The sequence below is a fragment of the Kitasatospora griseola genome, from assembly GCF_044999035.1.
In the GTDB taxonomy this organism is placed as follows: domain Bacteria; phylum Actinomycetota; class Actinomycetes; order Streptomycetales; family Streptomycetaceae; genus Kitasatospora; species Kitasatospora griseola.
Genome location: NZ_CP173360.1, coordinates 775,346 through 798,355, shown reverse-complemented (window position 1 = coordinate 798,355; position 23,010 = coordinate 775,346). Strand labels below are relative to the sequence as shown.

The window sequence follows — 23,010 nt, the reverse complement described above, 5'->3', positions numbered from 1 at the left end:
GCCGTGGCGGCCTCTTCGGCGCTGGTGGCCTTACTTGACGGTGCTGGTGGGCGTCGGCCCGAAGACCAGACTGGTGTTGTGGCCGCCGAACGCGAACGCGTTGCTGAGCGCGGCCCGCAGCCGGACCGGCCGGGCGGCGCCGCGGACGTGGTCCAGCGCGCACGCCGGGTCGGGGTCGTCCAGGTTGAGGGTCGGCGGGAGCAGGCCGCGGGCCACGGCCAGCGCGGTGACGGCGGCCTCCACCGCCCCGGCCGCGCCCAGCAGGTGGCCGGTGGCGCCCTTGGTGGAGCTGACGGCGGGCCGGTGCTCGCCGAACACGGCGTTCAGCGCGGCCGATTCGGCGACGTCGCCGAGTTTGGTGCCGGTGCCGTGCGCGTTGACGTAGCCGATGTCGGACGGGGCCAGGCCGGCGTTGGCGAGGGCGGCGCGCATGGCGTCGGCGGCGCCCGCGCCGTCGGGGCGGGGCATGGTCGGGTGGTGGGCGTCGGTGCTGGAGCCCCAACCGATCAGTTCGGCGTACCCGGCCGCGCCGCGGGCAGCCGCGTGCTCGGCGCTCTCCAGGACCAGGACGGCGCTGCCGTCGCCCAGCACGAAGCCGTTGCGGCGGGCGTCGAACGGCCGGGACGCCTGCGCCGGATCCTCCCAACCCTGGGCCAGCGCACGGGCGTTGGCGAAGGCGGAGACGATCGTCGGATGCAGCGAGGCGTCCGTCCCGCCGCACACCACCACGTCCGCGTCGCCGGCCCGGATCAGCCGCAGCCCCTCGGCCACCGCCTGGGCGCCGGCCGCGCAGGCCGTCACGATCGCGGTGCTGAAGCCGCGGATGCCGTGCTTGATCGCGACCCGGGCGGTGGCCATGTTGGAGAGCATCCCGGGCAACAGGTACGGGCTGACGCCGGGGCGGCCGCGCTCCCGGCGGCGCTGCGCCTGCTGCTCGTAGGTCTCCAGGCCGCCGCCGCCGGTGCCCAGCACCACGGCGGTGCGGCGGGCGTCGACGTCGCGGCCGACCACCAGCCCGGCGTCGGCCAGCGCGTCGTCCGCGGCGGCCATCGCCAGCAGCGCGAAGCGGTCGACGCAGCGGGTCTCGGTCGGCGGCAGCACCTCCCGGCCGTCGATGTGCGGGGCGATCCCGGCGGCGGGCAGCCAGCCGTGCGCGACGTGGCCCTCCGGTACGGCGGTGATGCCGCTGAACCCGGAGGTCAGCGCCTCGAAGACGTCGCCCGGCCTGCGGCCCAGCGAGGTGACCATGCCCAGGCCGGTGACGACGGCGCCCGGCCGTCCGACCCGGGTCATCGGGCGGCAGCCGAGAGGGCGGTCGTCGACAGGGCGGTCGTCGAGGGGGCGGTCGTCGACAGGGCGGTCGTCGAAGGGGCGCCGGCCGCGAGGTTCAGCGCGCCGAGGTGGCGCTCGCGCAGCAGGACCTTGCGGACCTTGCCGGTCGGGCCGAGCGGGATGTCCGCGTCGTCGACCACCAGGACCGAGCGGACGGTGGCGGCGGTGTGCTCGTCGAGCGCGGCGACCACCTCCTCGGTGCGGTCGACGGCCGGGTCGGCGCCGGCCGCGAGCAGCAGCAGCACGTCGGTGACCACCCGGTCGCCGTCCTTCACCGCGACGACCGTGCAGTCCTGCACGCCGGGGACGTCGGCCAGCACCCGTTCCTCGGACATCGCGGTGTACAGCCGCCGGCCGCCGCCGAGGTCGACCGAGTCGACCAGCCGGTCGACGTGGTAGTAGTAGCCCTCCTCGTCCCGGTACATCAGGTCGCCGGTGAGGAAGCGGCCGCGCAGCCGGGTGCGGTAGGTGGTGACCGAGTCGTTCCAGTAGCCGGGCGCCAGGGTCGGGGAGGCGGTGGCGAGTTCGCCGACCTCGCCGGGGCCGAGCGGCTCGCCGTCCGGGCCGACCACCTCGCAGTCGACGAAGGTGTGCGGACGGCCGACGCAGCGGCCGTACTTCTCGGTGCCGGGGGCGTGGGTGATGTGGAAGTGCGAGTGGCCCATCTCGGTCGAGCCCAGGCCGTCGACGAACACCGAGCCCGGCAGGCGGACGCGGCCCTCGCGGGTGACGGTCTCGCGCGAACCCTGGGCGATCAGGCGGCGGATGTGCGCCTCGTGCGCGCAGTCGCCGGTGTTCCACCACAGGCCGACCGAGGACAGGTCGCGGGCGGACAGGTCCTGCCGGGCCAGGTCGGCCCAGGTGGTGGCGAAGCCGAACACGCTCTGCGGCCGCCAGCGCTCGATCGCCTCCGGCACGGCCGGGCCGGTCTGCTGCGAGATCAGGTGCAGTCGGGCCTCGAAGCTGAGCGCCAGATTGAGCGCGATCAGCGTCGCGGCGTGCGCGGCGGGCAGCACGCTGAGCACCCGGTCGATGCCCTGCGGCCGGGGCAGCGCGGCGCGGTGCCGGATCGACGCGTACAGGCTGGCGTGCGAGTGCACCACCGCCTTGGGCATCCCGGTGGTGCCGGAGGAGTGGGTGATCGCGATCGGGTCGTCCGCGTGGTGGCGGTAGGGGGCGGGCGCCGCGTCCGGGTCGGCGGCGCCGAGGTCGGCGGCGTCGGCGAGCACCGGGGCCGCCGGGTCGTACTCGGCGAGTTCGGCCCGGTGCGCGGGGTCGGTGAGGATGCCGGCGGCGCCGAGCCGGGCGATGTAGCGGGCCGCGCGCTCGCCCTCCACTCCGGGGTTGAGCAGCGCCGGGATCGCGCCGAGCCGGGTCAGCGCCAGGAAGGACAGCACCTGGTCGGCGGCGGCGCTCACGTACACCACCACCACGTCCCGCCGGCCGACCCCGAGGGCGTGCAGCGCGGCCGCCCGGGCCCGGACGGCGCGGTCGGCCTCGCGCAGGGTGAGGGCCTCCCGGGCGGCGTGGCCGTCCACCGGGGTGTCGAAGGTCAGCGCCGGCTCGTCCAGGCCGATGCCCAGGGCGATCCTGCTGGTCAGCACGTTCCCGGCGCCGACGTCCGGGTCGTTCGCCAGGAGGCTGCGGATGCTGCGGGTGCTCATGGTGATGGATCCCTCCCATGGTGCTGACCATGCGGTGTGCGGTGTGCGGGGACGCGTACGGACGGGGTGTCGGAAAGCGGGGTGCGCGCGGACGAGGGCTCAGGCGGCGGTGACCAGGACGGCGGTGGCGTGGCCGACCTTGCTCCGAGCGTGTTCGGCGTGTTCGGGCTGGTTGGGCTGGTCGGGCTGCTCGGCGGCGATGACCAGGACCTGGTCGGCGTCGCCGTCCGCGAGCAGCAGGGCGGCCAACTCCAGTGCGTCCGGCGGGACTTCACCAGGTGCGGCGGCGGTCGCGAGGCTGATCGCGACGACCGGGCCGGTCAGGCCCCAGCGGGCGGCGATGTGCCCGAGGACGGCGTTCGGGTTGGACTGGAAGAACAGCAGCGGCGGCATCCGATGCCCCGCCGCGCCGGTGTCGATGGCCAGCGCGGTGGCGCGGTCACCCCCGGCGCTGGCGAGCAGCAGGCCGGTGCGACGCGACTCCCCGGGAAACCCAGGCTTGTCGGGTCCGCGAGGTCCGCCGGGCAACTCGGGCTCGCCAGGCTTGTTGGGCGACCCAGGTCCGCCGGGCGCCCCGGGTTCGCCGGGCTCGCTGGGCTCGCTGGGCAACCCGGGTCCACCAGGCAACCCGCAGTCCCCGGGGCTGCCGGAGGCGATGGGTCCGCGAGGCTCACCGGGCTTCGTCCCGGGGCCGCCAGGCAATCCGGGTCCGCCGGGCACGCCTGGCAACCCGCAGTCCCCGGGCGTGCCGGGTGTGCCGGGTGCGCCTGGCAACGCAGGTCCACCGGGTTCGCCGGGCTCGCCGGGCGCCCCGGGTTCGCTGGGCAACCCGGGTCCACCAGGCAACTCGCAGTCCCCGAGGCCGCCGGAGGCGATGGGTCCGCGAGGCTCACCGGGCTTCGTCTCTGGGCTGCCAGGCAATCCGGGTCCGCCGGGCACGCCTGGCAACCCGCAGTCCCCGGGTGTGCCGGGTGTGCCGGGTGTGCCTGGCAACGCAGGTCCACCGGGTTCCCCGGGTTCCCCCGGCTTGTTCGGCTCGATGTGTCCGTTGGGCTCCTCGGCTCCGCCGGGCCCGCCGGTTTCCCCGCGTTCCCCGGGCTGGCCGGGCTTGCCCCGCTCGCCTGGTGCGCCGTAGTGCGCGGCCAGGCAGCGTTCGGCGACGGCCGCGACCAGTGGGTTGAAGGTCGAGGCCGAGAAGCCGGGCAGCGGGGGCGGCGGCTCGCCGTCGGTCCAGGCCGCGGTGGCGAGCGTGCGCAGGTGGTTCATGCGGCGGCCACCAGGAGTGCGGTGTTCGCGCCGCCGAACGCCGAGTTGAGGCTCAGCGCGTAGCGGGGACGGGCGTCCTCGCGGGGCCCGGCCAGCACCAGGTTCAGCCCGATCTCCGGGTCCGGGCCCAGCCAGCCGGCGTTCACCGGCAGCCGCCCGCTGCCCAACGCGCCGATGGTGACGGCGAGTTCGAGCAGCGCGGAGGCCTCCAGGGCGTGCCCGTGGACGGACTTGCTGGAGCTGACCGGCAACCCGGCCAGTGCGTCGCCGAACACCTCGCGCAGCGCCCGGGCCTCCGCCAGGTCGGACATCGGCGAACCGGTGCCGTTGGCGTTGACGTAGCCCACCTCGGACGGGGCGACCCCCGCCCGGGCCAGCGCGGACCGGGCAGCCCGGGCCACGCCCGCGCCGTCCGGCCGCGGCCGGCACACGTGGTGCGCGTCCCCGGAGCGGCCCCAGCCCGCCAGCCGGGCCAGCGGACGGGCACCGCGCCCGGCGGCGGCGTCCGCCGCCTCGACCACCACGGCCACCGCGGCGTCCCCGAGCAGGGTGCCGCTGCGCCCGGTGCTGAACGGCCGCAGCTCGCCGTCGCGGGCCAGCGCCCGGCCCGCGTCGAAGGCCGCGAAGACGCCCGGCTCCACCAGGTGCCCGGCCGCGACCAGCACCCGGGGGTGCCGGCCGGAGCCGACCATGGCGGCCGCGTCGGCCACCGCGGTGGCGGCGGCCACGCAGGCGCCGGTGTAGACCCGGGTCACCCCGGCCAGGCCGAGGGCGGCGGCGCCCCGCGACACCTCCTCGGCGACCCCGCGAGTGCGCAGGTCACTGTGCAGGGCGAGCAACAGCGGTGCACCGGACGGAAGTTCGGACTGCGCGCAGGCGTCGGTGACGGCGCCGAGCACTGCGTCGGCGAGCGGTGGTGGGTCGGCCAGCAGAGCCGCCCGCCGGGTGCCGCGCCGGGCGACGTCGAAGCGGGTCACCTCGGCGAAGCCGGCCCCGGCCGTGGCGGTCGCGGCGGCCAGCGGGGCGAGCCCGGCGCCGAAGGTGCTGAGCACCCCGAGGCCGGTGAACACCGGCCGTCCGGCCGGCGGTGCGCTGCTGCTCATGACCGGGCGACCCCGCCCGGGGAGGGCGCGGCGGCGAGCACGGCCTCGCGCAGCACCGCGACGGCGTCGTCCACCGTGCGGACGGCGGCGAACCGCTCGTCCGAGAGCTCCAGCTCGATGCCGTAGCGCTGCTCGAACTCGGTGGTCAGCCAGGTGAGTTCGAGCGAGCCGAGGTTCTCGGGCACGCGGTCCGCGGGCCGCTGCCCGAACGCCGCGAGCATCGCCACGACCTCGGTCCGGTCCGGCAGCACGGTCGTGCTCACGCGGCGGTACCGGCGGCAGCGGTGGAGTCGGCGGCGATCCGGCGGGCCACGTCGGCGGTGAACTGGTCGAGGGTCATCAGCGCGGTGGTCTCCATCTCCTCCACCTCGAACTTGACCCCGAACTCGTCCTCGACCTGGACCGAGAGCTCGGCGAGCGCCAGCGACTCGAGGTCGAGGCCGGCCGGGCCGAGGTCGGTGTCGCCGGTGACCTCGTCGACGTCGTAGTTCATCCCGGCGAGTGCCGCGATGACGAACTCGTGGATGCGCTCCTGCATGGTGTGCTCCTCGTGCTGGGTCGGGGTTCGGAACGGTGTGCGGTCGATCAAGGCGTGATCAGGGTGCGGCGGCGCGCAGCGCGGCGGTGTCGCGGACGAGCTTGCCGGTGGCGGTGCGGGGCAGCGCCGGGAGGAAGGTGAGCTGCCGGGGCCGCTTGAAGGCGGCCAACTCGCGGGTCAGCGCCTCGCGGACGGCGTCGGCCCGATCCGCGGTTCCGGCGCTCTCGGTGGCCAGGTAGGCCTCGATGGCGCCGTCGACGAAGACCACCACGGCCTCGCGGACCTCCGGCAGGGCGGCCAGGGTGTGCTCGACCTCGTTGAGGTCGACCTTGAGGCCGCCGATCGAGACCTGCGAGTCGCGGCGGCCGAGCACGGTGATCCGGCCGGTCGCCGGGTCGACCCGGCCGGCGTCGCGGGTGTGCAGCCGGCCGTCCGACCAGCGGGTGGGGTCGGTGAGGCCGGGGTACGGGGAGACGGGCGTCGCGATGTGCAGTTCGCCGCCGTCCTCGCGCACGTCCATGCCGTGGACGGGCACGGCCTCGGGGTGCAGGGCACCGTCGAGGTCGGTGGCGATGACGCCGAGCTCGGTCATCCCGTACATGGTGCCCAGCGGCACGCCGTACCGGTCGGCGAAGGCGGCGGGCAGGCCCGGGCGGACCAGCTCGCCGGCGACGATCATCCGGCGCAGTTGCGGCAGCGGCGGCGCGTCGGTCGCCCCCGCCAGCAGCTCGGCGTGGAACGGGACGCCGATCACGGTGGTCGGCCGGTCGTCCGCGGCGATCGTGGCCAGGATGCCCGCCGTGGTCATCCGCGCGGGGACGGTCAGCGGCACCCGGGCGTACAGGCTGTTGAGCAGCCCGCCGACCAGGCCGAGGACGTGCACCACCGAGGAGAGCAGGACCACCCGGCCGCCGGCCTTCGGGAACGCCTCCAGCCGTGCGTAGCAGTCGAGTTCGCGCAGCAGGTCGGCGGCGGTACGGGCGATCACCTTGGCCGGGCCGGTCGAGCCCGAGCTGAGCTGCACCAGGGCGTGGCCGGTCGCGGCCGGGCGGCCGTTCGGCAGCGCCACCGGCACCGGGTCGGTCTCGGCGAACCCCCGCAGCGCCGCCGCCGGGCCGTGCGCCGACCCGACCAGCACCTCGGGCGCCAGCCGTTCGACGGCGAGCGCGACCTCGCGGTCGGTGAGCCGGTGGTCCAGCAGGACGGCCTGGGCGCCCAGCTGCCAGCAGGCGAGCAGCGCGGCGACGTAGCCGAGCGAGGGCGCCAGCCGCAGCGCGGCCGTGCCGCCGCGGCGCAGACCGGCGGCGGTGAGCCGGGCGGCCTGCTCGGCGACCAGGGCGCGCAGCGCCGCCCGGTCCACGGGGGCGCCGAAGCGCAGGCACTCCTGGTCGGCGGGGCCGGCCAGCAGGTAGCGGTCCACCCAGTCGTGCGGGGCCTCGGCGGCCTCGTACGGCTGGGCGGGGAGAGAAGAAGATCCGGTCAACGCCACTCCACGAAGGGGAGGTTGGAAGGACGCCGGTCACGACGAACGGGGTCGGTTCGGCTTTCTGACGATTGCACAGGCGTTTGAGTCGAAGCAATGTCTAGACCATTGGGGGCGTGGCCTCCTACGCTGCCGGGCCGGAGCGGGCCCGACCGAGGCCTGCCCGGAAAGGCAGACCCGTGGAAGCGCTGGAACCGGCCGACTTCGAACGCGCCGCCCGCGACCGACTCCCCGCCGAGATCTGGGACTTCGTGCAGGGCGGCAGCGGCGCCGAACGCACCCTCGCCGCCAACCGGGCCGGGTTCGAGGAGTGCCGGCTGCGCCCGCGCACCATGGTCGACGTCTCTGCCACCGACCAGGGCCTCACCCTGCTCGGCAGCCGCCTGGAGACCCCGATCGGCATCGCCCCGATGGCCTACCACCAGCTGTTCCATCCCGAGGGCGAGGTCGCCACCGCCCGCGCCGCGGGCCGCGCCGGCGCGCTCATGGTGGCCGGGATCTTCGCCAGCCGCACCCTGGAATCCATCGCCGAGGCCGCCACCGGCCCGCTCTGGCTCCAGCTGTACTGGCTGCGCCGCCGCGACGTGCTGGCCGCCCTGGTCGAACGCGCCGAAGCCGCCGGATTCCGCGCTCTGGTGCTGACCGTCGACGCCCCCCGGATCGGTCGCCGCCTGCGCGACGCCCGTAACAGCTTCGCCATCCCCGCGCACGTCCGCGCCGTCAACGTCGACCAGGCCGTGATGGCTGCCAGCCACCGCGCCGGCCACGGCAGTTCGGGCCTCGCCGACCACGCCAAGGAGCAGTTCGACCCCACCCTGACCTGGGCCGACCTCGCCTGGCTGCGCGAACGCACCCGCCTGCCGATCGTCCTCAAGGGGATCCTCACCGCGGAGGACGCCCGGCTCGCCGCCGAGCACGGCGTCGACGCCGTCCTGGTCTCCAACCACGGCGGCCGCCAGCTCGACGGTGCCCTCCCGTCCCTCGCCGCACTGCCCGAAGTGGCCGACGCCGTACCGCCGAACCTGCCCGTCCTCCTGGACGGCGGTGTCCGGACGGGCACGGATGTTGCCCTCGCGATCGCCCTCGGCGCCCGAGCCGTCCTGATCGGCCGGCCCCTGCTGTGGGGCCTCGCCGCCGACGGCGAGAACGGCGCCACGCGGGTCCTCGACCTGCTGAAGGCCGAACTCGACGACACCCTCGCCCTGTTGGGCCGCCCACGCCTGACCGACCTCGACCGCAGTGCGGTCGTCCCCGACGGTCGCTGAACGCAGGCGGGTGAGAACACGCGAGCGCCGGAGGTACCCCCAGGCGAAGCCGAGGGGGGGCGGAACTGCGCGACAAGCGCCAACCAGTCCGTAAGGTCGCGGACACGTGCAGGTCATTCTCCTGCGTCGCGATCTTGCGGGTGAGTGCCTTCCGCTTCGCGCAGTTCTCCCCCAGCCCTAGCGGGCCGGGAGGTGCCCCCACGCGCCCCTGGTTGGGCTCCCTGGTTTCGCACCCTCGCAGAACCCCGTACCGACCCGCCGCCACTGACCGGCGGCCCGATCCTCCAGGAACGTCCCTTGCCACTGCATCCCCAGGCCGAGGCCATGCGCGCGCAGCGCGCCGCGGCCGGTACGCCGCCGTTGTACACCCGTACGCTCGCCGAGGCCCGCGCCGCGGATCTCGCCGACATCCGGGCCGCCGCCGGGAACCCCGAACCGGTGGGCTCGGTCGAGGAGTTGACCGTTCCCGGCCCCGGCGGTCCGCTGCCGCTGCGGGTCTATCGTCCCGAGCGCGACGGCCGACTCCCCGTCCTGCTCTACCTGTTCGGCGGCGGCTGGACTCTCGGCTCGCCGGACACCGGCGACGCGATCTGCCGTCGCCTCACCAACGCCGTCGGCTGCGTGACCGTCTCGGTCGGTTACCGGCTCGCCCCCGAGCACCCCTTCCCGGCCGCCGTGCACGACGTGATCGCCGGCGCCGAGTGGATCGCCGCGAACGCCGCCGAACTGGGCGTCGATCCCGAGCGGATCGCGGTCGGCGGCGACAGCGCCGGCGGCAACCTGGCCGCCGCGCTCACCCTGGCCGCCCGGGAGCGCGGGGGCCCGGCGCTGCGTCACCAGCTGCTGGTCTACCCCAACACGGACCACGCCGCGGACACCCCGTCCGTCCGCGAGCACGACGACCCGCTGCTGTTCAACCGCCGCTCGGTCGCCTGGTACTGGGGCCACTACCTCGCCGACCCGGCCGACGGCGCGGACCCGCTGGCGTCCCCGCTGCGCGCCCCCTCGCTGGCCGGGCTGCCGCCCGCGACGGTGATCACCGCCGAGTACGATCCGCTGCGCGACGAGGGCGAGGCGTACGCACGAGCCCTGCGCGCCGCCGGCGTCCCCGTCGAGCTGCGCCGCTACGACGGCATGCCGCACGGCTTCTTCGCGATGGCCGGCGTCCTGGACGACGGCCGCGACGCCCAGCGCCACGCCGCCGACCGACTGCGGGAGGCCCTGCGGTGACGACGACCACCACGCTCCGGCTGGGCGAGCTGCACGCCAGCCTGGCCGACCCGCTGCTGGACGCGATGACGTTCCTCAACGAGGTCACCGAGCGCTACCCGGACGCGCTGTCCTTCGCCCCGGGCCGGCCGCACGAGGGCTTCTTCGAGCCCGAGGACGTCCACGGCCACCTGGACGCCTACCTCGCCCACCTCGCCGAACGCGGCCTCAGCGGCAGCGCCGTGCGGACCGCGCTGTTCCAGTACGGGCCGACCAAGGGCATCATCGCCGACCTGGTCGCCCGCACCCTCGCCAACGACGAGGGCCTGCACGCCGCCCCCGAGTCGCTGGTGCTCACCGTCGGCGCCCAGGAGGGCATGCTGCTGGTGCTGCGCGCGCTGTGCGCCACGCCCGAGGACGTCCTGCTGGTCAGCTCGCCCTGCTACGTCGGCGTCACCGGCGCCGCCCGGCTGCTCGACGTGGCGACCGTCCCCGTCCCGGAGGGCCCCGACGGCGGCCCCGACCCGCAGGCCGTGCGGGCGGCGGCCCGCGCCGTCCGGGCGGCCGGCCGCCGTCCGCGCGCGCTGTACGTCGTCCCCGACTTCGCCAACCCGTCCGGCACCAGCATGCCGGTCGAGGCGCGCGCCGGGCTGCTGGACGCGGCGGCCGAGGAGGGGCTGCTGGTGATCGAGGACAACCCGTACGGCTTCTTCGCCCGCGAGGCCGGCGACCGCCCGACCCTGAAGGCGCTGGACCGGCGCCGCCAGGTGATCTACCTCGGCTCCTTCGCCAAGACCTGCTTCCCCGGCGCCCGGCTCGGCTACGTCGTCGCCGACCAGCAGGTGCTCGCCCCCGACGGCCGCACCACGCTGCTCGCCGACGAGCTGGCCAAGCTGAAGAGCATGACGACGGTCAACACCCCGGCGCTCAGCCAGGCCGTGATCGGCGGCATGCTGCTCCGGCACGACTGCCGGCTGCGGGACGCCAACGCCCCCGCCCGCGCCCACTACGCGGCCAACCTCGCCGCGCTGCTGCGGGAGTTGGCGCGGCACTTCCCGCCGGCCGAACGGGCCCGGCTCGGCGTGTCCTGGAACGAGCCGGCGGGCGGCTTCTTCGCCGTGCTCCAGGTGCCGTTCACCGCCGACGAGGCGGCGATGGAGCGCTGCGCCCGCGAACACGGCGTGCTCTGGACGCCGATGGCCCCGTTCTACCCGGCGGGCGGCGGCGAGCGCCGCCTGCGGCTGTCGATCAGCGCCCTGAGCGAGCAGCAGATCGAGGAGGGCGTGGCCCGGCTGGCCGACTTCGTCCGGGCAGCCGCGGGCTGAGCACGACGGAGCGGGGAGGGGCCGCAGCCCCTCCCCGCTCCCCGGCCGGGTGCGGCTACCGGATCCGGGCCGAGAACAGCCGGGCCGAGTAGAACACGGCCGCGACCGTCAGCACCGTGACGATCAGCAGCCCCTGCCAGACCACGCTGTCGCCGGGGTGCCCGGAGAACAGCGCCCGCATGCCCTCCACCGCCCAGTAGAAGGGGTTCCACTCCGCCACCCGCTGCAGCCACATCGGCGCCAGCGCCAGCGGCAGCAGCACGCCGGAGAGCAGGCCGATCGGCTGGGCGATGGTGTTCACCACCGGCGCCATCGCGGCGTCGTTGGGCAGGGCGAGGGCGATGCCGTACGAGACGGCCGAGGTCATCAGCGCCAGCAGGGCGAGCAGCAGGTAGGCCAGCAGCAGGCTCCCCGGGTCGACCCGCAGGCCGAACGGCAGCGCGACCAGCGTGATGATGACCGCCTGGACGAGCAGCCCGACCGTCTCGCGCAGCGCCCGCCCCAGCAGCAGGGCGAGCCGGCTGACCGGGGTCACCCGGGAGCGCTCGATGATGCCGGCCTTCAGCTCGCCGAGCAGGCTGAAGCCGGTGTAGAGGCCGCCGAAGATGCAGAGCACCGCCAACAGGCCGGGGACGTAGATCTGGTAGGCCTCGGCGTAGCTGGTGGCGCCCATGGGGGCGAGCACCTTTTTGAGCAGCGGGGCGAACAGCAGCAGGTAGAAGACCGGCTGGGTGATGCCGATGACGATCCAGATCGGTGTGCGCCACATCAGCAGCACTTGCCGCTGGAAGACCAGCCAGGTGTCACGGGCGAGCTTCACGGAAGGAACCCCAGGGATCTCTCGTCAGGACTGTTCGATGGATCGGCCGGTGCGGGCCAGGAACACGTCGTCCAGGCTCGGCCGTTGGAGCTGCACCGTGCCGGGGACGATGCCCGCCCCGTTCAGGACGCTCAGCAGCAGCGGGATCGCCGCCGCACCGTCGTCCAGGTAGAGCCGCAGGCCGTCCTCGCCCGGCTCCAGCCGGTGCAGGCAGGGCTGACCGCGCAGGGCGTCGGCCGCGGGCTCGGCCTCCCCGGCGGCGAGGCCGAGCAGGACGACGTCGCCGGAGATCTCGCGCTTGAGCGCCTCGGGCGTGCCCTCGACGACGACCTGGCCGTGGTCGACGATCGCGACCCGGTCGCAGAGCGCGTCGGCCTCGTCCAGGTAGTGGGTGGTCACCACCACGGTCATGCCCTCGGTGCGCAGCCGCTTGATCTCGGCCCACACCTGGCCGCGGCTGGCCGGGTCGAGGCCGACCGTCGGCTCGTCCAGGAACAGCACCTTCGGGGAGTGGATCACCCCGAGGGCGATGTCCACCCGGCGGCGCTGGCCGCCGGAGTAGGTGCTGCAGTGGCGGTCGGCGAACTCGGTCAGGTCGAAGGCCTTCAGGGCGTCCTCGGCCTGGCACCGGGCGTCGGCCTTGCGGCTGCCGTACATCCGGGCCTGCATCACCAGCTCCTCCCGGCCGGTGACCGCGTCGGCGGTGCCGCCGCCCTGGGCGACGTAGCCGATCCGCCGGCGGACCCCGGCCGGGTCGGCCAGCAGGTCGGCGCCGGCGATCAGGGCTTCGCCGCCGTCCGGGCGGATGAGCGTCGCGAGCATGCGCAGGGTGGTGGTCTTCCCGGCGCCGTTCGGGCCGAGGAAGCCGAAGATCTCGCCCGCTCGGACCTCCAGATCGATGCCGCGGACGGCGTCGACGACGGTGCGGCCGTGCTTACCGGACGGATAGGACTTGCGAAGTCCCTTGGTCTCGATCAACCAGAACTCCCGGGCTGGGGCGGTGTACGGGGGCTCACGCCCGTCAACTCCCGCGCAGAAGGCGGGGGTTGGCGGGCGCGAGGCGGAATCAGGGGGCGACCAGCGCTTCCATCCGGTCGGCGGCGGTCGACGCCCCTCCGCCGGACAGAAGTTGACGACCGATCAGCTCGGCGGCCGTCCGGTGGGAGGGCTCGTCGAGCACCCGCCGCAGCCGCTCGGCGATCACCGGCGGACTGACCCGGGCGAACGGGACCCGGAGGCCGGCCCCGGCCTCCACGACCCGCTGCGCCACGAACGGCTGGTCGTTGCGGATCGGCGCCGCCAGCACGGGGACACCGTGCGCCAGCGACTCGACCACGGTGTTCATCCCACCATGGCAGAGCACCGCGTCCAAGCGGCCCCCGGACAGCAGCTCCAGGATCGGTGCCCGATCGACCACCGTGACGGAGTCCGGAAGGGCAGCCGGCAGTGCCCCGCGGGGCGCGGCGATCACCGCACGAACGTCGCCGCCGAGCAGCGCCAGCGCCTCGACGGTGCGGTGCAGGAAGTCCGCGCCGACGACGTCCGACATTGTCCCCATGGTGACCAGCACGGTGCGCCGGCCCGGCTCCAGGCGCTCCCACGGGAACGCCGGGTCGGCCGGCCGCTCGGTCAGCACCGGCCCCACCAGGGCGAGTTGCGGCAGCGTCGGCAGGTCGCCGAGCAGCGCCCGCCCGGTGGTGGCCAGCACCAGGTGCGGCGAGAGGCGCGGATCGGCGAACTCCTCGGCGGGCAGCTGCGCCCGCTCCCACAGGCCCGCCAGCAGGCCCGCCGTCCAGGCCTCGACCTGCGGCAGGTGCCGGTACGGGCGGCCCAGCTCCATCGCCCCCGGCGCCAGCGTCGCCCACGGCAGCCCGTGCCGGTGCGCGACCAGCGCGCCCGCCGGGGTGTGCTGGTCCACCAGCAGCGCGTCCGGCCGGAACTCCCGGACCACCGCGTCCAGCGGCTTCAGGGTGAACCTGGCGTACGGGACGACGAAGCCCTCCCACAGCGAACGCAGCGAGGCCAGGCCGTGGCCGCCCATCGGCCGGAACATCCGGTTGCCGGTGCCGAAGATCCGGGCGTCGGGGCCGAGCAGCGGCCGCAGCATCGTCTCGGTGCCGGTCCAGGCGACCTCGTGGCCGCGCGCGACCAGCTCGTTCGCGATCCCGGCCGCCGGATTGACGTGCCCGGCCAGCGGGGGCACTGCCATCAGGAAGCGGCTCATCGGCGCACCAGCTCCGCCAGGTCGCCGACGGTCAGCGCAGCCAGTTGGTCCAGGCCGAGGCCGGCCCGCAGCGCGCCCAGGTCGGTGCCGAAGCGCTCCCGCAGCAGCGCGTCCAGGGCGGCGAACTCGCTTTCGTCCAGGGCGAGATCACCGTCGAGTCGGTCCTCGGGGGCGAGCGACTCTGCCCAATCGGGCAGCGCGTCGGCGGCCTCGGCCAGCGCGGCCAGCAACCCCGGGTCGAGGGCGGCGGGAGGCCCGGAGGCCAGGTCGGAAGCGGTTTCTCGGTATGCGGAGTAGTGCTGGGGATCAGTCATCGGAAGGCTCCACCGGCTCGACGGCAACGGGGGTGAGGGAGGGGGCTCCAGGGCGGTGATCGCTTGTGCGACCCGCGGAGCGTGGGAATACTAACCGGCGTGACCGCACTGGAGGCAGTGGCCGTCCACCTCCCCCCGCGACTCGAATCGATCGAGGACGTGGGCGCCCGGATCGGCCTTACCCCACGTCAACTCCGACTCTTCCGCCGCTTCCACGGCCTGGACCAGGTGCGCCTGGACCCGGACGGGACGCTGCTCGACCTGCTGGACGCCGCCGTCCGGGCCCTGCCCGAACTGCGCGGCAACGAACACCGGGTCCGGTACCTGCTGCACGCCCGCAACACACCGGTCGCCGTGCCCTACCCGCTCAACCCCCTGCACCAGCTCCGGGAACGCTTCGGCCTCACCCGCGCCGACGCCTTCACCGTCACCCAACAGGCCTGCGCCGCCTCGCTGTTGGCCGTCGACCTGGCCGGGCGACTGCTCGCGGACGACGGCGACCCGTCGGCGCTGGCCCTGGTGGTGGCGGGGGAGAAGACCTTCACCCGGGACGCCCAGGTCCTCCCCGAGACCACGATCTTCGCCGAGGCCTCGACGGCCTGCCTGGTCAGCCCCGGCGGCGACCGGAACCGGGTGCTGTCCTACGCGGTCCGCCAGCGCCCCGAGTTCTACGGCCGGCCGGCCGAGGACCCGGAGCTGATGGTCCGCTACCAGCGGGAGTACCAGCCCACCATGATCGAGACCGTGCAGGCCGCGCTCGACCAGGCCGGTCTGGACCTCTCCGACATCGCGCTGCTGCTCCCGCACAACGTCAACCAGGCCTCCTGGCGGATGATCTGCCGCCAACTCGGCCACCCCGTCGAGCGGGTGGTCCTGGACAACGTGCTCACGGTCGGGCACAGCTTCGCCGCGGACGCCTTCGTCAACCTCCGCACCGCCACCACCGGCGGAGCGCTCCGGCCCGGCGACCACTACCTGATCGCCGCCGCCGGCGTCGGCGCCACCTTCGCGGCCATGGTCCTGCAGCACTGACCCGCCGCCGCACCCTCGTTCCTCCCCACCCAGCACTGGACGGTCCACCCATGTCAGACTCCGCCCTGCCCACCACCAAGTCGGTCGACCCCGAGGTGCGCGGCCGCATCCGGCGCGGCATCGAGGACGTGCTGCCGCGCGTCCTGGGCGTCGAACTCGCCGACATCCCCGCGAACGCCTGCTTCTTCGACGACTACGGCCTCACCTCCTCCGGCATCGTCGAACTGGTCCTGGACATCGAGGAGACGCTCGCCATCCAGGTCGACGTCGAGCACCTCGGCATCGACGACATCCGCACCGTCGACAGCCTCACCGACTACGTCGTCGGGCACTACGCCGACGAGGACTGACCCGATGCCCGCCGAGACCCGCGGCCTGCGCGTGACCAGGGCGGTCGCCGCCGGATTCGACGGCCACTCCGCCGCCGCGCTCCACCCCGACCTGCGCGTCTTCACCGGCGACCTGGTCCGCCCGTACGGCCTGCCGCTGCGCGAGGACCTGCTGGCCGAAGGCGCCGGGTACGACTACGGCGAGATGGCCGCCGGCCTGGTCGAACAGGCGCTGCCCGGGGGCGAACCCGCGGACCTGCTGATCCTCGCCTTCTCCTCCCCGGACGTCCTGCCCGCCGCGCCCTCCTCGCTCCGGCTCAGCCGCCACTGCCCCGGGCAGCCGACCGCCTTCGCCGTCTGCGACCAGGGCAGCGCCACCGCCTTCGCCGCGCTGCGGATCGCCGCCGCCCACCACCGCACCGGCGGCTGCCGGCGGGCCGTGATCGTGCTCGCCGAGCAGAGCGCCCTGCACTACCGGCCCGCCGAGCCCGTCGAGCTGCCCGCCGAGCACCGGGCCGTCGTCCTGGTCTGCGAGGAGGCCCCGGGGGAGGGGATGCGGGTCCGCCAGCAGGCCGAGCCGGACAGCGCGCAGGCGCTGCGCTCCGCTCTCGACGAACACCGTCGACTCGGGCCGGGCGCCGGGCTGTTGCTCGCCGCGGACCTCGCCTCCGGCGACACCCCCGAAGGCGCCCGGGCGGCCCGGCCCGGACAGCCGTTCACCGGCGTCTGGAGCCTGCTCGCCGACCGCCTCCCCGGGCCCGGCCCGCTGCTGGTCGCCGACCACGACCGCCGCCTGGGCCGGCTCAGCACCCTGACCCTGCCGTGAACGCCCCTGCACGGGAAAGCGCCACCGACGTCGTCGACGTCTGGAGCATCCCCACCGACCAGCCCCCGGCCGTCGTCCGCCGGCTGTACGGCCTGCTCGACGCCGAGGAACGGGAGCGGGCCGACCGGGCCCGCGACCCGCGGCAGGGCGAGCGGTTCACCGTGGTCCGCGGCGCCGTCCGGCTGCTGATCGCCGAACGGCTCGACGTCGCGCCCACCGACCTGGCGTGGCGACGCGGCCCGCACGGCAGGCCCAGCCCCGCGGCCGGCGGCCGGATCGACGTCAACTGGTCCGCCTCGGGCGCCCTCGCGCTGCTCGCCGTCGCGGACGGGCGCCGGGTCGGCGCGGACGTCGAGCAGCTCCGCCCGCCCGGCGTCGGCATCCGGATCGCCCGCCGGCACTTCCCGCCCGCCGACGCGGCACTCGTCCTCGACGCGCCCACCCCGGCCGACGGCGCCGACCGCTTCACCCGGCTCTGGTGCCGCCGCGAGGCCTGCGTCAAGGTCTACGGCGGCCGGCTCGCCCAGGGCCTCGGCCTCCCGCTGGCCGGCCCCTCCCCGCTGCGCCTGGCCGACCCGGGCCCGCTCGGCCCCGGCCCGCTCCGGCTCGCCGACGTCCCCGTCCCGGGCCCGTTCCGCGCGGCGGTCGCCGTCGACGAGGACCGCCCCTTCACCGTCCGCCACCGCACCTGGGCCGCCCCCTCCTGAACCGAACTTCCTTTCTGCGCAGACGCGTTGAGCCCGACCGGCAGCCAGGCCGGTCGGGCTCCTCAAGTACTGCCGCGGTCAGCCCACCGGCCTCGACATGTAGACCGCACGCCGCCCGTAGGACGCGGGCACGGCCACCTCCCGGTGCGCGCGGTAGCCGTAGAAGCGCAGCAGGATGTCGGAGCCGCGCACCGCGATCATCGAGATCTGCGCGAAGCCCCCCTCCGCCGCCCGCGCCTGCGCGTGCTCCATCAGGTTCGCGGCGAGCTCCCGGCCGCGCAGCTCCTCGGCCAGCACCAGGTCGTGGACGTGCAGGTTGTCCGACTCGAACGCCCCGGCCTCCGCCACGGCGAGGTCCGGGCAGCGCAGCGGCGGGTACGGCAGGCTCAGCAGGTAGCCGCGGACGACGCCGTGCTGTTCCAGCACGAAGCAGGTCTCCGGCGAGCAGCGGGCCCGGGACTGCAGCGCCTCCCGGCCCTCCGACAGGCCGTCGGCCGCGTAGGCGTCGTGCTCCAGCGCGACCACCGCGTCCCAGTCCCCGTCGGCCAGTTGACGGATCAGGAACTCCCCGCTCACCCGACGAGCCCCCGCTCGCGGGCGGCGGCCACCATCGGGGCCCAGGCCTCGATCAGCACGGCCCAGCGCTCGGCGTCCTCCCGGGCCTCGTCCAGCAGTTGCTGCCGCTGCCCGGCCACCACGTCCGCCAGCTCGGCGTACTTGCCGCCCAGCTTGCGGTAGAGCCGGTCCACCTCGTCCAGGCACTGCTCGTTCACGTCCCGGTCCAGGTCGACGGTGCCCCGCACCAGTCCTAGGATCGGCTCCACCAGCAGCTCGTGCCGCTCGTCCAGCAGCCCGCGGCCGAGGTCGATCATCTGGCCGTAGACCGGGTACAGGTACAGCATCGAGAGCAGCATCTTGACGAAGCGCAGCTGGTACGAGACGAACCCGGCGCCGACCCGGCGTTCGGGCGTGTAGTAGTTGACGATGTGCCGCTTGTGGATGACGGCGGGCAGCTTGGAGTGCACCAGGGCGTGCAGCAGCGCGTAGTCGGCGCCGATGGTGCGCAGCGACGGCACCAGCGGCAGCACCTCGTAACCCCGGTGGTCCAGGGCGACGTTGCACATGTAGACGTCCCAGATGTCCGGCACGCCGAGCACCGAGTCGTCGCTGTCGAAGGTCTCCGGCTCGGCGCCCTTGAAGGAGACGTCCACCATGGCGTCCTGCTGCTCCCGGGTCCACACCCGCGGCGTCCACAGTCGTACCAGGTCCCGGTAGACCTCGGGGTCCAGCTCGTTGATCTCGCCGATGTCCACGTTGAGTTCGCCCATGAAGGCGGCGCTGACCAGCATCACCGGCTTGTCCGCGTCCGCCGGGTCGAGCTCGGAGCGGGCCACCCCGGCCACCGCCCGGCCGGCCGGCTTGCCGATCGACAGCAGCTCGTGGTGGATCGGGAACATCTTCTCGCCGTCGACGACCTGGTAGTCGAAGTCGTCGTTGCGCAGGTGCGCCGAGGTGCAGCCCAGGGCGGCGGCGCCCAGGAAGATCCGGTTGACGCAGGAGCCGTACGCGACGGTCGGCGGCAGCATCAGGTCGAGCAGCAGCTCGGGGTCGGCGCCGCCGGAGCGCCGCGCCACGTCGAGGAAGAACTCGCGCTGCGCCTCGTTGCCGAGGTGGTGGACGAACACGCCGGGGGCGGGCGTCAGCGCGGCCACGGCGTCCGCGTTCTTCGCGAACTCGGCGTCCTCGGTGGTGTCGAGGACGAGGAGGTGGACCTCGACCCCGAAGGTCTCGACGGCGTAGGCCGCCTCCTCGGTGAGGTCCGCGATGGTGCCGGGGCAGGCCCGCATGGTGGGCAGGGCGAGGCAGACTCGTTGCATGGTGATGGGAATCTCCGTCTGATCGTCAGATTCGTTGCGACGCTCGGCGGTCGAGCGGGGGAGCGGCCGGGGCCGGTCCGTCGCGCCGTCCCGGACGAGCTCGCCGGCGCGGGCGGAGGGCTGCGGCGGCACCGTGGATGACCTGGTCGCCCCACAGTGGACTGGACCAATCCGGAGTGTCAACGCTCTGCTCCCGGGCCGCCCGCACCGCCCGCCGACACTGCCCGATGGGGCAGCCTGCCCTGCCCCGGGGCGGCCTCGGACCGGCGCCCGGACGGACCCCTGCGCGAAATGGTTCGAGTGCGCCCCGGGGTCCTCCAGGTGAACGGAGAACGGTCGTGCGGAATCCGGCCGGGAATCGTCGGCGGCCGGTGCGGCCCGACTTCCGTACCCGAAGTCCGGTGGCCCGGCGCCCGCTCCGAGCGAATGATCTCCGGAATGTCAATTCGCCGCGCGGGCGTTCACGTCGAAATTGATCCGTGATGATCGTTGCGCAGCCTGCGCCGAATATCTCGGGAAGATAACGGATTTGCGGTGGAGATGTTCCGGAGACGGCGAAGACCTTTACTTCCGGACCGCCCCGGAAGGGCCGGCTACGCCAGGCAGGCCCGGCCCCGGTCGCGCTCCCCGAGGTCGAACAGCGCCCGCCCGATGGCGGCCAGCGCGCTCGCCCCGCGGTGCTCCAGGCCGACCTTCCGGGCGATCGCCAGCGCCTGCTCGGCCGCCTCCAGCGCCCGGGCCGGCAGCCCGGCGGCCCGGCAGGACTCGGCCAGGCCCAGCAGCACGCCCGGCATCCGGTCCCGGGCGCCGAGCGCGCGCAGCGCCCCCAGGCACTCCCGGAAGTCCTCGCACGCCTCCTCGAACCGGCCCAGCCCGTGCAGCGCCGTCGCCCGCGCGTACAGCACGTGCACCTGGCCGACGAAGTCGCCCAGCTCCCGGAACGTCACCAGGCTGCGCTCGGCCCGGGCCAGGGCCGACTCCGGCCGGTCGACGGCGAGGTCGGCCAGCGCCGCCATCCCCTCGACGAAGGCGTGCGAGGACCGGTTGCCCAGCTCGACGCTCAGCGCGACGGCCTCGTCGCACCAGGCGGTGACCTCCTCGTCGGTGCAGCGCGGGAGACCGGTCAGCGCCAGCACGATCAGCGCCCCCGGCAGCAGCGCCGTCTGCCCCGTCCGCCGGGCCAGCGTCACCACCCGGGCCGCCTCGGACCGGGCCTGCCAGGTGCGCTGGAACTCCCGCTGCGCCCACATCAGCGTGTACCGGGCCCGCGCCTCGCTCTCCGGCAGGCCCGCCGCCCCGGCGGCCTCGGCCACCCGTCCGGCCAGGTCGCACAGCTCCGGCACGGCCATGCCCAGGTCGATCAGCTGGATCAGCACCAGCGTCAGGTCCGCGACCACCGCCAGCGGGCCGTCCGGGTCCCGGGTGACCTGCTCGGCGACCGCCAGCACGGCGGCGACCTCCTGCCGGGCCCAGCGCAGCCCCTCGGCCGGCCCGGCGAAGGCCGGAACGGCGGGCGCCGGCCCGGCGACCTCCGCCGCCACCAGGTCCGGGAACGGGTAGCCGGGCCGGACCACCCGGTACAGGCCCGCCACCGTCGCCAGGTAGTGCCGCAGCAGCCGCTCGACGGCGGCCCGCCCGACCGCCTCCCCGTCCACCTCCCGGACCAGCTCGCGGGCGAACAGCCGCAGCAGGTCGTGGTACTGGTAACGGCCCGGGAACGGGCAGGACAGCAGCCCCAGGTCGGTCAGCGCCTCGGCCAGCCGCTCGGCCGCCGGCTCCGGCAGCTCCAGCAGCACCGCGGCCGCCGCCGAGGACACGCCCGGGCCGTCCGCCAGCGACAGCAGCCGGAACGCGCGGGCGGTCTCCGGGTCGAGCTGGTCGTAGCTGAGCCGGAACGACGCGGCGACCGCCAGCTCCCCGGTCTCCAGCTCGGCCAGCCGCCGCCGCTCCGAGGCCAGCCGGTCCGCCATGTGCGACAGCTGCCAGGCCGGACGGGCCGCCAGCCGGGACGCCGCCGTCCGCACCGCCAGCGGCAGGAACCCGCAGGCCGCCGCCAGCCGCCGGGCCGCCGCCGGCTCGGCCGCCACCCGGGACGCCCCGGCGATCGCGGTGAGCAGCCGCACCGACTCCTCCGAGGTCAGCGGCTCCAGGGCGACCCGACGGGTCATCGGAACCCCTGACAGCCAGGCCCGGCCGGTCACCAGCACCGCGCAGGAGCGGCTGCCGGGCAGCAGCGGCCCGATCTGCCGGCTGTCGCGGGCGTCGTCCAGCACGATCAGCACCCGCAGGCCCGCCACCCGGGACCGGAACAGGGCGGCCCGCTCCGCCGTCCCCTGCGGGATCGCCGCGTCGGCCACGCCCAGCGCGCCGAGGAAACCGGCCAGCACCTCGCCCGGATCGGCCGGGAACGCCCCCGCCCCCTGCAGGTTCACGTACAGCTGGGCGTCCGGGTACAGCCCGCCCACCGCGTGCGCGACGTGCACCGCCAGCGCCGACTTGCCGACCCCGCCCAGGCCCGACACCCCCACCACCGGCATGGCCGGACCGCCGGGCGCCAGGTCCGCGCACAGCGCCGCGCACAGCTCGTCCCGGCCGGTCCAGTCGGAGAGGTCGGCGGGCAGCTGGGCCGGCGCGACCGGCACCGGCCCGGTCGGCCCGCCGCCCGCCTCGACCACCGGCGCGGGCGCGGCGGCCGGCGCGGCCAGCTGCGGATCGCCCGACAGGACGCCCAGGTGCAGCTCGCGCAGCCGCGGCCCCGGATCGACCCCCAGCTGCTCCAGCAGCGTGCGGCGGGCGTCCGCGTACACGCCCAGCGCCTCGGCCTGCCGTCCGCTGCGGTACAGCGCCAGCATCAGCAGCTCCCGCATCGGCTCCAGCAGCGGGTACTGGCTGACCCAGATGGTCAGCTCACCGATCACCTCCGCGTGCCGCCCCGCCTCCAACTCGGTCTCCAGCCAGGCCTGGACGGCGTTCAGCCGACGCTCGACCAGCCGGGCCCGGTGCGCCTGGGCGAACGGCCCCGGCAGCCCGGCCAGCGGCTCGCCGTGCCACAGCCCGCACGCCTCCCGCAGCAGCCCGAGCGCCCCGGCGACGTCCCCCAGCGCGCGGGCCCGGCCCGCCGCCGCGACCCGGCTCTCGAACACCTCGGCGTCCACGCAGTCCGCCGGGAGCCGCAGCACGTAGCCGCTGCCCGAGGACACCAGCACCGTCGGGTGCACCCGGTCCGGCTCCAGCACCCGCCGCAGCCGCGACACGTACGTCCGCACGACGGTGGCGGCCCGGGCCGGCGGCTCCTCCCACAGCGCGTCGAGCAACTCGTCGACCGACACGATCCGGCGCGCCCGCAGCGCCAACGCGGTGAGCAGTGCCCGCTGCTGCGGCGGACCGAGCTCCAACTCGCGCTCCCCGCACCAGGCCTGCACCGGCCCGAGCAGACCCAGGCGCAGCCGTTCCCCGCCGTCCGGCTCCGAAGCCGACGTGCCGCGGGGCTCTCCGATTTCCGTCATCGTCAGACGGTAGCGGTTCCGACCAACCGGCCGCGGTGCCGGGGCGGGCGCAATTCCGCCGCCGCGCCGGGGCCTTGTCGGCCGCCCGTCCGCGCGCTTTCGATTCCGCCGCGACCGGCCGCGGAAACGGCCGCGGCGCGGATCGTCCGCCCGGCGGGCCCGGAAAAAAGAAAACTTCCCCCGCCGAACG

At 75.1% G+C, this 23,010-nt stretch carries 21 protein-coding genes; 7 read left to right on the top strand and 14 right to left on the bottom strand.

From position 1 onward, the window contains the following. Positions 1–30: 30 nt before the first annotated feature. From ACI1MP_RS03960 to ACI1MP_RS03930, 7 genes are all read right to left on the bottom strand, one after another. On the bottom strand, positions 31–1,293 hold the full coding sequence (locus tag ACI1MP_RS03960; RefSeq protein ID WP_404867728.1) for a beta-ketoacyl-[acyl-carrier-protein] synthase family protein: 1,263 nt from the start codon (positions 1,291–1,293) through the stop codon (positions 31–33). Next, positions 1,290–2,996 carry a class I adenylate-forming enzyme family protein gene (locus ACI1MP_RS03955; protein WP_404867727.1) on the bottom strand — a complete coding sequence of 569 codons (1,707 nt, stop codon included), beginning with the start codon at positions 2,994–2,996 and terminating at the stop codon, positions 1,290–1,292. The genes ACI1MP_RS03960 and ACI1MP_RS03955 overlap by 4 nt, the downstream gene beginning before the upstream one ends. Before the next feature lie 99 nt (positions 2,997–3,095). Continuing rightward, on the bottom strand, positions 3,096–3,524 hold the full coding sequence (locus ACI1MP_RS03950; protein ID WP_404867726.1) for a beta-ketoacyl synthase N-terminal-like domain-containing protein: 429 nt from the start codon (positions 3,522–3,524) through the stop codon (positions 3,096–3,098). A gap of 734 nt (positions 3,525–4,258) precedes the next feature. Beyond that, entirely contained in the window at positions 4,259–5,365 is a 1,107-nt protein-coding gene (locus ACI1MP_RS03945) for a beta-ketoacyl synthase N-terminal-like domain-containing protein (RefSeq protein ID WP_404867725.1), read from the bottom strand. Next, entirely contained in the window at positions 5,362–5,628 is a 267-nt protein-coding gene (locus tag ACI1MP_RS03940) for an acyl carrier protein (protein ID WP_404867724.1), read from the bottom strand. The genes ACI1MP_RS03945 and ACI1MP_RS03940 overlap by 4 nt, the downstream gene beginning before the upstream one ends. Next, positions 5,625–5,903, bottom strand: coding sequence for an acyl carrier protein (locus tag ACI1MP_RS03935; RefSeq protein WP_043912717.1), 279 nt, complete (start codon positions 5,901–5,903; stop codon positions 5,625–5,627). Before ACI1MP_RS03935 ends, ACI1MP_RS03940 begins: the two co-directional genes overlap by 4 nt. A 58-nt stretch (positions 5,904–5,961) precedes the next feature. Continuing rightward, positions 5,962–7,392: a class I adenylate-forming enzyme family protein gene (locus ACI1MP_RS03930; protein ID WP_404867723.1), complete on the bottom strand. Its 1,431-nt coding sequence runs from the start codon at positions 7,390–7,392 to the stop codon at positions 5,962–5,964. Positions 7,393–7,565: 173 nt separating this feature from the next. Between ACI1MP_RS03930 and ACI1MP_RS03925 the strand changes: the two genes are divergently transcribed. The 3 genes from ACI1MP_RS03925 (at position 7,566) to ACI1MP_RS03915 (ending at position 11,185) form a co-directional block, all read left to right on the top strand. Then, complete coding sequence (locus tag ACI1MP_RS03925; protein WP_380332229.1) at positions 7,566–8,651, top strand: alpha-hydroxy acid oxidase; 1,086 nt, start codon at positions 7,566–7,568, stop codon at positions 8,649–8,651. A gap of 297 nt (positions 8,652–8,948) precedes the next feature. Further along, entirely contained in the window at positions 8,949–9,881 is a 933-nt protein-coding gene (locus ACI1MP_RS03920; protein WP_387989302.1) for an alpha/beta hydrolase, read from the top strand. Further along, positions 9,878–11,185 carry a PLP-dependent aminotransferase family protein gene (locus ACI1MP_RS03915; RefSeq protein WP_404867722.1) on the top strand — a complete coding sequence of 436 codons (1,308 nt, stop codon included), beginning with the start codon at positions 9,878–9,880 and terminating at the stop codon, positions 11,183–11,185. Before ACI1MP_RS03920 ends, ACI1MP_RS03915 begins: the two co-directional genes overlap by 4 nt. A 55-nt stretch (positions 11,186–11,240) precedes the next feature. Here ACI1MP_RS03915 and ACI1MP_RS03910 read toward each other — a convergent pair whose 3' ends face one another. From ACI1MP_RS03910 to ACI1MP_RS03895, 4 genes are all read right to left on the bottom strand, one after another. Further along, complete coding sequence (locus tag ACI1MP_RS03910; RefSeq protein WP_100584631.1) at positions 11,241–12,005, bottom strand: ABC transporter permease; 765 nt, start codon at positions 12,003–12,005, stop codon at positions 11,241–11,243. A gap of 24 nt (positions 12,006–12,029) precedes the next feature. Then, the gene (locus ACI1MP_RS03905) at positions 12,030–12,983 is read right to left on the bottom strand and encodes an ATP-binding cassette domain-containing protein (protein ID WP_404867721.1); all 954 of its coding nucleotides are present in this window, start codon (positions 12,981–12,983) and stop codon (positions 12,030–12,032) included. 88 nt (positions 12,984–13,071) lie between these two features. Continuing rightward, positions 13,072–14,229: a glycosyltransferase gene (locus ACI1MP_RS03900; RefSeq protein WP_404867720.1), complete on the bottom strand. Its 1,158-nt coding sequence runs from the start codon at positions 14,227–14,229 to the stop codon at positions 13,072–13,074. Then, positions 14,226–14,543: a hypothetical protein gene (locus ACI1MP_RS03895; protein WP_380332214.1), complete on the bottom strand. Its 318-nt coding sequence runs from the start codon at positions 14,541–14,543 to the stop codon at positions 14,226–14,228. Before ACI1MP_RS03895 ends, ACI1MP_RS03900 begins: the two co-directional genes overlap by 4 nt. Positions 14,544–14,642: 99 nt before the next feature. On the opposite strand from ACI1MP_RS03895, the gene ACI1MP_RS03890 reads away from it, so the two are divergent. Genes ACI1MP_RS03890 through ACI1MP_RS03875 form a run of 4 tightly spaced genes read left to right on the top strand, consistent with a single transcriptional unit; the run spans position 14,643 to position 17,437 of the window. Beyond that, positions 14,643–15,575 (top strand): 3-oxoacyl-[acyl-carrier-protein] synthase III C-terminal domain-containing protein, encoded by a 933-nt coding sequence (locus ACI1MP_RS03890; protein WP_404867719.1) that lies wholly within the window; start codon positions 14,643–14,645, stop codon positions 15,573–15,575. A gap of 50 nt (positions 15,576–15,625) precedes the next feature. Then, a complete protein-coding gene (locus ACI1MP_RS03885) occupies positions 15,626–15,925 on the top strand; it encodes an acyl carrier protein (RefSeq protein WP_404867718.1) in 300 nt (99 codons plus the stop codon). Positions 15,926–15,929: 4 nt separating this feature from the next. Then, the gene (locus ACI1MP_RS03880) at positions 15,930–16,730 is read left to right on the top strand and encodes a hypothetical protein (protein ID WP_404867717.1); all 801 of its coding nucleotides are present in this window, start codon (positions 15,930–15,932) and stop codon (positions 16,728–16,730) included. Next, entirely contained in the window at positions 16,727–17,437 is a 711-nt protein-coding gene (locus ACI1MP_RS03875) for a 4'-phosphopantetheinyl transferase family protein (protein WP_404867716.1), read from the top strand. Before ACI1MP_RS03880 ends, ACI1MP_RS03875 begins: the two co-directional genes overlap by 4 nt. Before the next feature lie 78 nt (positions 17,438–17,515). Here the strand turns inward: ACI1MP_RS03875 and ACI1MP_RS03870 are convergent, their stop codons facing one another. The 3 genes from ACI1MP_RS03870 to ACI1MP_RS03860 all read right to left on the bottom strand — a co-directional run bounded on the left by ACI1MP_RS03870 (position 17,516) and on the right by ACI1MP_RS03860 (position 22,820). After that, on the bottom strand, positions 17,516–18,013 hold the full coding sequence (locus ACI1MP_RS03870) for a GNAT family N-acetyltransferase (protein WP_380332202.1): 498 nt from the start codon (positions 18,011–18,013) through the stop codon (positions 17,516–17,518). After that, positions 18,010–19,314 (bottom strand): DUF6271 family protein, encoded by a 1,305-nt coding sequence (locus tag ACI1MP_RS03865; RefSeq protein ID WP_380332199.1) that lies wholly within the window; start codon positions 19,312–19,314, stop codon positions 18,010–18,012. Before ACI1MP_RS03865 ends, ACI1MP_RS03870 begins: the two co-directional genes overlap by 4 nt. A gap of 593 nt (positions 19,315–19,907) precedes the next feature. Beyond that, positions 19,908–22,820 (bottom strand): BTAD domain-containing putative transcriptional regulator, encoded by a 2,913-nt coding sequence (locus tag ACI1MP_RS03860; protein WP_404867715.1) that lies wholly within the window; start codon positions 22,818–22,820, stop codon positions 19,908–19,910. Positions 22,821–23,010: the final 190 nt, after the last annotated feature.